At 34.7% G+C, this 12,649-nt stretch carries 11 protein-coding genes; 5 read left to right on the forward strand and 6 right to left on the reverse strand.

Annotated features, from left to right (window positions below; translation table 11 throughout):
* Nucleotides 1–951, reverse strand: a complete 951-nt coding sequence (gene dusB, locus AAGE00_RS01805) for a tRNA dihydrouridine synthase DusB (RefSeq protein ID WP_213864007.1) — start codon at nt 949–951, stop codon at nt 1–3.
* Nucleotides 952–963: 12 nt separating this feature from the next.
* On the reverse strand, nt 964–2,451 hold the full coding sequence (locus tag AAGE00_RS01810; RefSeq protein ID WP_213864008.1) for a hypothetical protein: 1,488 nt from the start codon (nt 2,449–2,451) through the stop codon (nt 964–966).
* 127 nt (nt 2,452–2,578) lie between these two features.
* Between AAGE00_RS01810 and serS the strand changes: the two genes are divergently transcribed.
* On the forward strand, nt 2,579–3,859 hold the full coding sequence (gene serS, locus AAGE00_RS01815; RefSeq protein WP_213864010.1) for a serine--tRNA ligase: 1,281 nt from the start codon (nt 2,579–2,581) through the stop codon (nt 3,857–3,859).
* 33 nt (nt 3,860–3,892) lie between these two features.
* Nucleotides 3,893–5,164: a phosphoribosylamine--glycine ligase gene (gene purD / locus AAGE00_RS01820; RefSeq protein WP_213864009.1), complete on the forward strand. Its 1,272-nt coding sequence runs from the start codon at nt 3,893–3,895 to the stop codon at nt 5,162–5,164.
* Nucleotides 5,165–5,487: 323 nt separating this feature from the next.
* On the opposite strand, the gene AAGE00_RS01825 is transcribed toward purD, so the two are convergent.
* Nucleotides 5,488–5,979 (reverse strand): RDD family protein, encoded by a 492-nt coding sequence (locus tag AAGE00_RS01825; protein WP_026097229.1) that lies wholly within the window; start codon nt 5,977–5,979, stop codon nt 5,488–5,490.
* Between the two features lie 137 nt (nt 5,980–6,116).
* On the opposite strand from AAGE00_RS01825, the gene icd reads away from it, so the two are divergent.
* The 3 genes from icd (at nt 6,117) to nth (ending at nt 9,579) form a co-directional block, all read left to right on the forward strand.
* Nucleotides 6,117–7,535, forward strand: a complete 1,419-nt coding sequence (gene icd / locus AAGE00_RS01830; protein ID WP_264376920.1) for an isocitrate dehydrogenase — start codon at nt 6,117–6,119, stop codon at nt 7,533–7,535.
* An 82-nt stretch (nt 7,536–7,617) separates the two neighbouring features.
* Nucleotides 7,618–8,919, forward strand: coding sequence for a molecular chaperone DnaJ (locus AAGE00_RS01835; RefSeq protein WP_213864012.1), 1,302 nt, complete (start codon nt 7,618–7,620; stop codon nt 8,917–8,919).
* A gap of 21 nt (nt 8,920–8,940) precedes the next feature.
* On the forward strand, nt 8,941–9,579 hold the full coding sequence (nth, locus tag AAGE00_RS01840; protein WP_007301977.1) for an endonuclease III: 639 nt from the start codon (nt 8,941–8,943) through the stop codon (nt 9,577–9,579).
* A gap of 141 nt (nt 9,580–9,720) precedes the next feature.
* On the opposite strand, the gene AAGE00_RS01845 is transcribed toward nth, so the two are convergent.
* The 3 genes from AAGE00_RS01845 to purH form a co-directional block, all read right to left on the reverse strand.
* On the reverse strand, nt 9,721–9,951 hold the full coding sequence (locus tag AAGE00_RS01845; RefSeq protein WP_019078687.1) for a hypothetical protein: 231 nt from the start codon (nt 9,949–9,951) through the stop codon (nt 9,721–9,723).
* Between the two features lie 397 nt (nt 9,952–10,348).
* Nucleotides 10,349–10,606: a transposase gene (locus AAGE00_RS01850; protein WP_012481854.1), complete on the reverse strand. Its 258-nt coding sequence runs from the start codon at nt 10,604–10,606 to the stop codon at nt 10,349–10,351.
* 476 nt (nt 10,607–11,082) lie between these two features.
* Nucleotides 11,083–12,603, reverse strand: a complete 1,521-nt coding sequence (gene purH, locus AAGE00_RS01855) for a bifunctional phosphoribosylaminoimidazolecarboxamide formyltransferase/IMP cyclohydrolase (protein WP_007301976.1) — start codon at nt 12,601–12,603, stop codon at nt 11,083–11,085.
* Between the last annotated feature and the right edge of the window lie 46 nt (nt 12,604–12,649).

Below are 12,649 nucleotides of genomic sequence, written 5' to 3' on the forward strand. Positions count from 1 at the left end.
TTAACTAAAAAAATCAATTATATTTTCTTTCACCTCTGTGCTGTCTATTATGTTATTTACTCTTACACGAAATTCAGATGAGTTTTGAAGCCCGCTACTGTACCATCCTATATGTTTGCGGGCCATCTTTATTCCTGTATCGCTTCCATAGTACTCAAGAATACTGTCATAATGCTTGAGTATTATGCTTAATCTCTCTGAGGCTGTTGGCTCAGAAACTTTATTTCCACTCAAAAAGTTTATTGCTTGATTAATCAGCCAAGGTTTGCCGTAAGCACCACGACCTATCATTACTCCATCTGCCCCAGATTCTTTAAGTGCACTTTGAACATCATTCAAACTCTTAATATCTCCATTTACTATAACTGGAATTTTTACCTGCTCTTTAACATTTCTAACGAATTTCCAATCTGCTTGACCATTATAAAGCTGTGCCCTTGTCCTTCCATGTACAGTAATCATCTTTGCTCCCAAATCTTCTGCAATTTTTGCCAAGCGCGGAGCATTACGATTTTCGTCATTCCATCCAGTACGCATTTTTACTGTAACTGGCACACTCACTGCCTTGACTACAGCTTCTATTATCTCAGCAGCCTTTTTTTCATCACGCATAAGTGCTGACCCTGCGTAACCGTTTACAACTTTTTTAACTGGACAACCAAAATTTATATCTATGATTTTTGTACCCATGCCCTCATTTAACTTTGCAGCTTCCGCCATAACATCAGGCTCACAACCAGCAAGTTGTACAGCGGTTAGTTCATCGACTTTTGCTTTTTGCATGCTCTGGCGAGTTTGCATGATCATAGCTCTGCTTGCAATCATTTCTGAGACTAGCAAACTTGCACCAAGTTTCTTTACAATACTCCTAAATGGATAGTCAGTCACTCCAGACATTGGCGCTAAAATAACTGGAGAATCAATCGTCAAACTTCCTATTTGTAGGGACATAGATTTTATAGATTAATTACTTAAGCCCAAACGTCTTGCACACGTTGTGGTAACATTTTGAATAATCGAACTTATGGTAGATTGTGCCTCCTCTTTCTTACTATCTTCAGAAATGAGCTGCTGTATAGTATCATGTAAAATTCCACCTTCAGCAATGGATTCTTTCCACTCTTCATCCTCCATAAGTGCTTTTGCGAACTCTCTTCTCTTCTCGTGCAATTGTCCTGGACTAGGCTTGTACTTTGATAACTCTCTGTCAATTTCATCAAATGATTTATCCTCGTTGAGCATTTCCGTAATCCTATGAGCATTTTCTAAAGCAAATACTCCACAATTACAGCCATCTTTTTGCTGATCAACCGCAGAACTCTTTATGCTATCATTTCCTATCTCTAAGGTTTCCTGCAATATGCCCACTATATAACTAGTATCAATTGGCTTACTAACTAACTTATTTCTATATTCTCTTGCATGACCTAATGTTTTTTCAACATCATCTTTTTTCTCTTTAAGGCTAGCATTATCTGGATTATTTTCTCTTTTCCGTATTAAACTTCCCACCTCATTATTTAAGGGTACTAGACACTTCTCAGCAATCTCATTAGCAAGACTTATATCGTCTTTTACCTTTCCTTCAACCTCATTTGGTAATTTATTACCAAATGAGTCACAATAATAAGCTCTAAATTGTCTGTTACCATTACATGTGACTATCAGTGTTACCCAGTGATTTCCTCCTAAATTAATAATCGAGGCAAAGATTTTTTTTGTGTTCCCTTGTTCTATTTTATACTCTTTCAGTTTTGAGTTTAAAGTACTCACATCACCAGGAATACAAAAAACTACATTGCCACTTGAATTTTCTGAATAGTTATATACAGCTCTTGCAATATGAGAAATATCATGTTCTTGTAGCCAGTAATAGTAATTTTCTCTATTTGTCTGATGCATAAGAGTTTGTAAATTTTCATGAAACTCTTTGCCACCCAAACCACTATCTCCTGAAGCATTAGAATTTCTACGACTATTGTTACTTGAGGCAGGTTCACTTCCTGGTACAATACCACTATCTGTAGATGGAGAATAGGAATTTCTACGTACCCTCTGATCCGAATCATTTGTTTGTCTTGATATAGTATCTAGTCCACTATCCAGTGATTTACTTCTTGTGAATTTTTGCTCTTTTGGACTCTTTTCTTCCTTTACAGTTCCTTTTTCATCAACATAACCTTTTACCAAGTAAAATAAAGGTTCAATAACCATCTTGTATGTCGCTGCAAGCACTATTCCCATTAAGATCCAAGCTATAGGGTTGGAGATGAGCATAGCAAGTGGTAAGGTTAAGAGGAAAGATCCCATTATTAATCCCAAACAGCCAATGGTAAATGTAGTCGCCAAATATATACAAAAAGCGTAGACAGCAAATCTTCCACTAGCCTTAAGTTTAGTGAAGTGAGTACTCTCTTTAGATTTATTGTATCTTTCTATGATGGCTAACATATTATATTTCACGTTTATTAATTCTAGCAAATTATGAAGGTAAAATCAATATTAGCATTTATATGTAAAAATATTGAGCATTCAAAGCTTTTGAAGTAGAGTAATGATGTTAGTAATAGCACAACATATGCATGATATAGAACATATACGCAAAAACCCTAAAGGATTTGAAAAAGCAATAAAAAGCAGAGGGGTGAAAGAATTTACTGCAAAAGAAATATTAGAGATTGACCATAAAAAAAGATCACTGACTACTAAATTGCAAGCTTTAAATAAGCAACGAAACGAGGTCACGGAAGAAATAAAGAGGCTTAAAATGAACAAAAGCCCATGTGAAGAACAAGTAAAGTTATCAAAAAGCATCACAAGTGAGATAGAGACAATCAGCCTCAAGGAGCAAACAGAAAAAAATAAGTTAGTGGATATTTTATCTAACTTACCAAATATTTCTGCACAAAATGTACCAACAGGTGAAGATGAGAGCTCCAACGTAGAAATCAGAAAATATGGAAAGAGAAGAAAATTTGATTTTACACCAAAATTTCATTATGAACTCGGAGAAAGGTTAGGCTTGATGGATTTTGAACAAGCAGCAAAAATTTCTGGATCAAGGTTTACAATACTAAAAGGACAGTTAGCTAAGCTTGGACGAGCATTAATAAATTTTATGCTGGAAACACATGTTAATGAATTTGGTTATACTGAAGTGCATCATCCAGTTTTAGTAAAGGATAGGGCGATGTATAATGTTGGTCAACTACCAAAATTTTTTGATGATTCATATTTAACTACCGATAAATTAAGATTAATTCCCACAAGTGAAGTAGTTTTAACAAATTTAGTTGCTGACAAAATAATAGAAGAAAAAGAACTGCCTATTCGTTTTACTGCATATTCAGAATGTTTTCGTAAAGAAGCTGGTAGCGCAGGACGAGATACAAGAGGTATGATAAGGCAACACCAATTTGGTAAAGTGGAGTTGGTAAGCATCACAACTGAAGACCAGTCAAATGATGAGCTTGAACGCATGACAAATGCTGCTGAGGAAATATTAAAAAAATTAGAACTACCGTATAGAGTAATGCTACTTTGCAGTGGCGATATGGGTTTTGCTGCACAAAAGACTTATGACATAGAGGTATGGTTACCTGAGCAAAATAAATATAGAGAAATATCAAGCTGCTCAAATTGCGGTACGTTCCAGGCAAGAAGAATGAACACTAAATACTTCTTAGAAAATGACAGAAAAACAAAAAAATACGTTCACACTTTAAACGGCTCAGCTTTAGCCATAGGAAGAACAATTGTTGCCATAATGGAGAATTATCAAAATTCCGATGGGTCAGTTACAATACCAAACGTGTTGCAAAGATACATGAGTAATGATACTGTTATAAGCAAACAATAATTTTGACATATATAGAAAAGCGAGGAAATAAAGATGAAGGTTTTGGTTATAGGTTCTGGTGGGCGTGAGCATGCTTTACTTTGGGCTCTAAAGAAGTCTCCTATCTTGACTAAGTTATATGTTACTCCTGGTCGCCCGGCCATGGAGAATTTTGGAGTTCTTGTGAATATAAATATTCAAGATTCAGTGGATGTTACACAATTTTGCAAGAAAGAAAATATAGAGCTAGTAATTATTGGTCCAGAGCAACCGATAATTAATGGACTTGCTGATGATTTAACTGCGGAGGGGATAAACGTTTTTGCTCCAAGTCAAGCAGCTGCAAAACTTGAGGCATCAAAGTCTTTTACGAAGGAACTATGTAAACAATATGGTATACCGACCGCCAAGTATGAACGTTTTATTGATGAAAGGTTAGCTAAAAATTTTGTCCGTAGTAATAAAATAAAATTGCCGCTTGTAATTAAAGCAAATGGAATTGCAGCAGGGAAAGGTGTCATAATATGCCACACAGAAAATGAGGCTTTTTCAGCAATAGATTCAATGCTAGTGGAGAAAAATCTTGGTGAGTCAGGTGAAGAAATAATCATAGAAGAGTTTTTAATTGGAGAGGAAGTAAGTTTTTTTGCTCTTATTGATGGGTTGAAGGTAGTAACCCTTGGGTGTGCAAAAGATTACAAGAGAGTTGGTGAAAATAATGAGGGACAAAATACTGGAGGCATGGGGTCATACTCATCACCTTCGATTATAAGTAAGGAGATGGAGCAAAAAATTATCCAAAAAATAATATATCCTACAATTCAAGCACTGACTAACATGGGAACATCCTATAAAGGAGTACTCTTTGCTGGTTTAATGATTTGCAAAGATAGTCCAAAGCTTCTTGAGTATAATGTTAGGTTTGGGGATCCGGAAATACAATCTATGTTACCTAGACTTGATCCAAATTGTGATTTGCTAAAGTTGATGTTATCAGTTGCAGAAGGCAAGTTAAATACAAAAATGGTGGAGTTTAATCACAAAACTACAGTTTGTGTAGTCGTTGCAAGTAAAGGCTATCCTGGTGATTATCAAAAAGGAGAGGTAATTAAAGGATTGGATAAAATTGAAAACATTCCTGGAGTGCTAGTATTTCATGCTGGTACTAAGCTAGATGAAAATGGTAATTGGATTTCCGATGGCGGAAGGGTACTAAATATAGTAGGAGAAGGAAACACTGTGGAAGAAGCTAAAAGTAAAGTGTACTCAGCATTAAATTTTCTAGAATGGTCAGGTGGGTTCTTCAGGTATGATATTGGTAGTTAATTTAGCTCATGCAGAAACGAAAAAAGTCACTTTGCAAGCAGTAAACTAAAGAAAAACATGATATCTGTTCAGATTCATGTGAAACCAGTGCTTCTTTTCTTGTCATGAAAGTAGCTGACACTGGGATCCAGGTTGATGAAAGCACACTAGCATAGAAAGTGGTTACAACGTTTTCGATGAGATTATATGGAAAACTGGATTCCAGTGTCAAGCACTGGAATGACACCGTCTATTATGCAAATTACCTGCTAATTGCAATGTTCGTACAGATGTGGGTCACGCGCTGGAATAACACCCTTGGTGATAACAACTAAAGAAAAACATCAACTAGGTTTATAGTCTATCACTACTGTTTTTGCAATTTTGTCATTAAGGAACTGTTTATGCTTATCAAATGTTGCAAACAATATGATAATAATTGGTAAAATTATAAATAGACTAGAAATACTCAATATTGTATAAAAAATTATAAAATATAACACTCCAAAAGTTCCTGTTCTGATTATTGTTTGTGTTATAGTGATTTTTTCAAGTGTATTTTTGTCTTTTATATGCATACGAAGCAATAATTGTCCCGGAGTTCCGCCGAATTCTATTATCGTAAATGCATAAAATGCTAATGCCAATATTAGCGCTGTTACATTAAGAATTGTTGCGTTGTCTGAAATTATTTTAACCGCATTGGGTGTTAAAGAACCTAAGGTACATCCAACGTTAAATCCAATAAAATACTTTATCGCCGTTAATAAAATATGATCAAACGCAAATGCAAAAATGCGTCTCGTAACTCTTGCATAGCTTATTTTAGTATCCATATAACCCCACCCGCATTACTAACTGACATAAGAACATGTTATTAAATAACTGTAAATATGTCAACTTGTACAGTACTAGCTGCTTGTGCCACTATATTATTTGAATTAACATTAAATCATTTACAGTTAAGGAAGTTATGTCAACATCAGTCACAGTTGCGTATGGTGATGGTATCGGACCAGAAATTATGGAAGCGGTGCTATCGATATTGCGTGAAGCGAAAGCAAAGATTTCAGTAGATATTATTGAAATAGGAGAGTGTGTTTATAGTAAAGAATGGTCTCACGGCATTTCTCCAAGTGGTTGGGAATCTATCGAAAGGACAAAGATATTACTCAAATCTCCAACAACAACCCCTCAAGGTAAAGGGCACAAAAGCTTAAACGTTGCACTCAGAAAGAACTTAGGGCTGTATGCAAACATTAGACCATGCATTTCGTATCACCCTGTTATAGAAAATAAATTCGATAAATTTGATGTTGTTGTAATACGCGAAAATGAAGAGGACGTTTACACCGGAATAGAGCATAGGCTCACTGGTGACTCGTACCAATGCACTAAAATTATTACTAGATCTGGCTCAGAAAAAATATGCAGGTATGCTTTTGAATATGCGAAAAAACATAACAGAAAGAAAGTAACTTGCCTGACTAAAGACAACATAATGAAAATGACTGACGGCGCTTTTCATGCAGCGTTTGATCGTATTGCAAAAGAATATCCGGATATAAAGGCGGAACATTATATAGTTGATATTGGAATGGCACGTGTTGCCACAGAACCCGAGAATTTCGATGTTATAGTAACTGAAAATCTATATGGCGACATATTATCAGACATAGTAGCACAAACCTCAGGTTCTGTAGGGCTTGCAGGAAGTAGCAATATAGGTAATGAATATGCAATGTTTGAAGCGGTTCACGGCTCTGCTCCTGATATTGCAGGAAAAAATATAGCTAATCCTTCTGGTCTTTTAAATGCCGCAGTACATATGTTGGTCTATATTGGTCAAGTGAGTACTGCAAAACTAATCTACGATGCATGGCTCAAGACTTTGGAAGATGGAGTACATACCGCTGATTTATATAAGGAGAAAAAGAGTAAACAAAAGGTTGGAACAAAAGAATTTGCAAAAGCTGTTATAGATAATCTAGGGAAAAAACCCACAACGTTATCTGAGCTTATAATTAGCAGTGATTCGGATAGTAAAATAAATAAAGTACAAGACAATTACGAACAAGATTACAAAGTTAAAAAGCTAGTGGGTAGTGATATAACGCTTGCTTGGGACAAATCCAACAATTTTGATCAAATAGTTAGGTTATTTGAATCGAGTAATCTGAAAATGATAGCAATATACTCAAAAGGACTTGCAATTTGGCCAGGAGGCTCAAAGTCTTCAAGTGACCAAATAATCTGCAGGTTTATTGCAAATAATGAAATTACAAATAGTGATGTGAATAACTTGCTAATCAAATTTGAGGAACACAATTTTGATGTGGTGAGAATGGATAAGTTGTATTTGTATGATGGGAAAGAGGGTTTCTTCTCTTAGTGGTTGCTTGATATTTTTATGCTTGTGTGAAACATTAAATATATTATACTGATAGCATCGTGTATTTATGTGAGGTGTAGTAATGAGTCAACATTTTAAGTTAACTGGTCAGGAGTTTTATGATAGTAATGGTCTGTTTAACGTACTAGAGATAAAAGCTGAACAAATTGTAGGTAAAGATTATCAAGCTCTTAGCAAGTTTCTGAAAAAACAATATAATAAATTGATACTTGTAAACCATCCTGACAAAGGTGGAAACAAAAATAGATTTGATCAGATTTATAAAGCTTATCAAGAGCTAAAAAAGTACATTAAACCTTTGGAGTCAGGAAATCCTTGTGTTAAAGTCAGCGTTGATGCTGAAAGTAATGGACGTTTAACGGCAAGAGAGTTTCACTATAGGAGAAAGTTGTTTAACGAGCTAAAAATCAGTGAGGAAGAAGCTGTAGGTAAAGATTTTGATGGGTTGATTGCTATACTAAAAAGAAATGATTGTTCGTTTGGAGAAGACCTAAAAAGCTATAATGAACTTCAGGCTCAAATAGAGAGGATTTTGCTAAATCCAAATTTAGATAATTTTCAGAGGAGTGTACAAAGTGCAAAGTTAATGCAAGAGTTATATCAATATATAGCAAAGCCAAGCATACAATTATTCAATTATATTTCTCCTCTAAAGGAAAAAAAGAACCTAGTAGATGAGGATAAAAAAGAATTAGCGTTAAGATTTATAGAACGTAAAAATGCCTTACTATTTATTCGGACTCTTAGTGTTCTACCCTTAGGCCTGTTAACTACAGTTACTATAGGTTGCTATTTTTCATGGTGGATCATAGCATTTAACATCGCTATTAGTAGAGCCTCTGGTTTATTAGTGAATTATTATATGGAAAAGTATAAAAATTCAGAAATTTCTACTGATGAATTCATGAGTAAAATGAGCTATATCGAGCTAAGTAGTAAGCTTCTTATCAACTATCCTTTAGCTGCTTTTTCTGTTTATTTAGTTACAATAAATTTCATTGCTAATGGATTAACTGTTGGTGGAGCTGTACTTGGTCCACTATTGTTATTGGCAGTATTAATTGAAATGTTAGCTCCTGTTTTCTCAAAAGGCTGTGAAATATATGCTGACAAGCACACAAAAGATTTACTAGAAGAGGATCCAAGAGATAGAGTGCAAAAGGAGACTGATCTGTTAGGACGGTATGATCCACGAAGGCTATTAATGCCGATAATTATGCCTCTTGTTAGAAAGTGTTTTGCAGAAGTGGCAAGCAAATTTGCTGAGAGGAATTTTGATGAGGTAAAAACTGATATGTCTGATGTTAATACTGAAGGACTATCTAATCCTCAAGCAATTGAATTTGCACAGCAAACAGTATAGTATAAGCTTTTAGCTCTATGCATGGACTCAAAAAAAGTAGAATTAATATTTGAAAAATTTCAACAGTCAAATCCTGCGCCAAAAATAGAGCTAAATTATACCAATCATTTTACGTTATTAGTTGCAATAGTTCTGTCAGCGCGGACGACCGATATAAGTGTTAATAAAATTACAAAGGAGCTATTTAGTATCGCTGATACGCCAGAAAAGATGTTGAATCTTGGGCAAAGTGAGCTGAGAAAATGCATAAGCAGTATTGGTTTATATAATTCCAAAGCAAAAAATATAATCGGGCTCAGCAAAATATTGATTGAGAGGTACAATAGCAAAGTGCCTACTAATTTCGATGATTTGGTATCTTTACCAGGGGTTGGGAGAAAGAGCGCTAATGTGTTCTTAAATTCAGGGCTTGGTATTCCAACATTGGCAGTTGATACTCACGTTTTTAGAGTGAGCAATAGAGTTGGGCTTGTGAAAGAAAAAGATGTACTTAAAACAGAGCAGTCTCTTTTGAATGTAGTGCCAAAAAAATACCTACTTTATGCTCATCATTGGCTAGTTTTACACGGTAGATACATTTGCAAGGCACAAAAACCTTTGTGTGAAGCGTGCACAATTCATGATTTATGTGAGTTTGAATGCAAGAGGTATAAAGTCTAGCACAACACTTCGATATTTCTTACTTTTATCATCCAAGTAGCTGATCTCTATGATGGTGTCAACCGAGTAGCTTACACTGGGATGGCTTTGTTGCATCGCTTATCGGATAGTGGGTAAAGCATAAAAAATTCATGAAACTACCTAAAACTTAGCCATGCCAATATCAGTAAATTTATTGAGTAAGTAACATTTTATTAGCAACTCTTTTTCTCGATTTACTTCAGATCTATTTCTAAAACTAAACCCAAATATTTGCTTTAATCTTGAAAAAAATCCTTCAATATATGACCTTTTTCCATAAACTGCTTCCTTCTTCCACTCTTTCACACCGTCTTTACCACATAATCTAATGGCAGCATTCCTTTCAGCCATATAATCCAATTTTGTATGCTCCGCTGCACGATTTTTCGGTAAAATTTTGTCTTTATATCATATTTTTTGCACAATTTATAAAGCTTGATAGGCTCTGTCTGCATATAATGCTTTTATAGCATGCTGAAAGCTGAGCAAGTCGCAAGCACCATAATGGTCGGAGTAGGCACCATTGCTATATTGTGCAGCTATAGCTTTTTTACTATTTATACTCAATATTACGTGTAGCTTTCTTACCTGTTTATAACTGCGATACTTCGCTATTTTCCTTACTGTGACCAGGTGTATTATCTGATACTTGTACTGTCTATGGCAATTTCAATATCTTCCATATTGTTTTTATCAACTCTGCAATCATTGATCTTAATATTGAAACCTTCTTGAAGCCTGCGAATAGCTAATGACTGCTAACTACTTGCTGCAAATATCCTTTTATAAACCCTACCGTTTGTCTTAAGCCAATTCTAAAGAGACTAGCGACTATATGCACTAAAATCACAACTTTATTACTATAAATATAATTTCCACCTCGCATTTTGGGGCTATTTTCGTACCAATTTTCTATTGCCTCATTAATAAAATGAAAAATATTTCCTCTTTCTTGCAGAAATCTGTTATATCCATGGCAGTTACTGACTCTCATTTTTTGTGACATATTTTTCTTTCGTAGGTTAAATGCCTGTTTTATAGTGAATTTCGTCAGTAACTTCCAGTTCTTTTTATCTGAGCTATGTAACAAAGCCCACTGGAATCCAGTCTTTCTTACCAACAAAAACTTAGAATAACTTTTGTTCTTAAAAAATTTCTAGATTCCAGACTCATGTTTCAATGTTAAACAAGGTACAATAGAATTGAGTAGGGTAATTTCTAGGGAATTATTATATTCTAGAAAAAGTAAAATGTCATCCAGATAGGCTAATGTACAAGGTAAGCTGAATGTCTATAAGGAAAAACAGCAAGGCATTTTAGGATTTGCTATAAATCGCATCAGGAGCTCAAGAGTACAGCTTACAATTACAGATAGGTATAGTTGAGTTTAAAGTAACTACATAAATTTACTACAATTTTCATACCTATAAGCTGCTATGCAACAAAGCCCTGTGTGGGTATAATTTTGACAGGATACAAAGCTTAATGGAGAAAGTTACGAACATCAGTGAAAAACATGGCAATTTTATTCTCATTTGCAGCTGCTATCACGTCTTGATCTTTCAATGAGCCACCTGGCTGAATTATAGCTGTAATTCCATGCTTTGCACTTTCTACTATACTATCTGGAAATGGAAAAAATGCATCTGAAGCAAGCGCTGCGCCTTTACATTTTTCACCTGCTTTTTTTACTGCAATATTCACACTATCTATTCTGCTTGTTTGTCCTGCACCGATGCCAATAGCACAACCGTCTTTTGCTATCACTATTGCATTGGATTTTACATGTTTACATATTTTCCAAGCAAAAATAAGATCTTCCTTCTCTTTTTTTGTTGTAGTGCATTCTGTCACTCGGTTTATTTCTTCTACTTTTACTGTATGGTTATTATTTTCTTGCACTAAGAACCCGCCAACAACATTTTTGATTTGATATTTTGCATTTTGCTGAAGAGATTGATGAATAATCACTCTTAAATTTTTCTTTTTTTGTAAAATTTTTAGTGCCTCATTGTTTACCGATGGTGCTATCATCACTTCCAAAAATATCTCGTTTAATTTCTCTGCTAGCTTTAAATCTATCTCCCGATTGAAAGCAACTATTCCACCAAAACTGCTTATTTCATCACATGATAGAGCTTTTTCATATGCTTTTAAAGCACTATCACTAACAGCAGCGCCACATGGATTATTGTGCTTTATTATCACTGCTGCAGGTTCTTGAAACTCAGAAATTATGTTAAGTGCAGACTCTATGTCGACTATATTATTATAGCTCAACTCTTTTCCATGTATTTTCTCCAGTGGATACTTGCTAAATTGATTGCTATAAAATGCAGCTTTTTGATGAGGATTTTCACCATATCTGAGTCCTTGTGCTTTACATCCATATAAAGTAAAAAACTCTGGTAACTCATTGCTTTTACCCTGTGATAAAAACCAATTGTAAATATTAGAATCATACTGTGCAGTCAGAGCAAATGCTTTAGTTGCTAGATGTTTTCTATATTCTAATGTTGTCTGATTGTTATTTTTGATCATCTCAGCTTTCAGTGTTTCGTAATCTTGAATGCTAGAAATCACTGAAGTGAAATGAAAGTTTTTTGCTGTAGCTCTAATTAATGCTACTCCACCTATATCTATTTGTTCTATGATTTGCTTCTCACTTGAGTTGCTATTAACCGTTTTCCAAAATGGATATAAGTTAGTTATAAGCAGATCTATCGGCTTAATTTCTAGATTCTGCATTTCCTTTTCGTGCCTTTTTCGATCACAGAGTATTCCTCCATGAATTTTAGGATGTAAAGTTTTCACTCTGCCATCTAGTATTTCTGGAAATTGTGTGTAATCTGAAACTTCTTGCGTTTTTATTCCCGCACCTGATAGCACTTTATAAGTATTCCCTGTTGAGAGAATTTCTATTTGTTGCTGCATCAAAAACGATGCAAGTTCAATTATATTTGTCTTATCGTATACTGATATTAAAGCTCTTTTAATTTTCATATGGAAGGTTTCTTAAGATTATATCTAAGAAAAGAAAATTTGTCTA

Source organism: Wolbachia endosymbiont (group B) of Aricia artaxerxes, assembly GCF_964026975.1.
Taxonomy (GTDB): Bacteria; Pseudomonadota; Alphaproteobacteria; order Rickettsiales; family Anaplasmataceae; genus Wolbachia.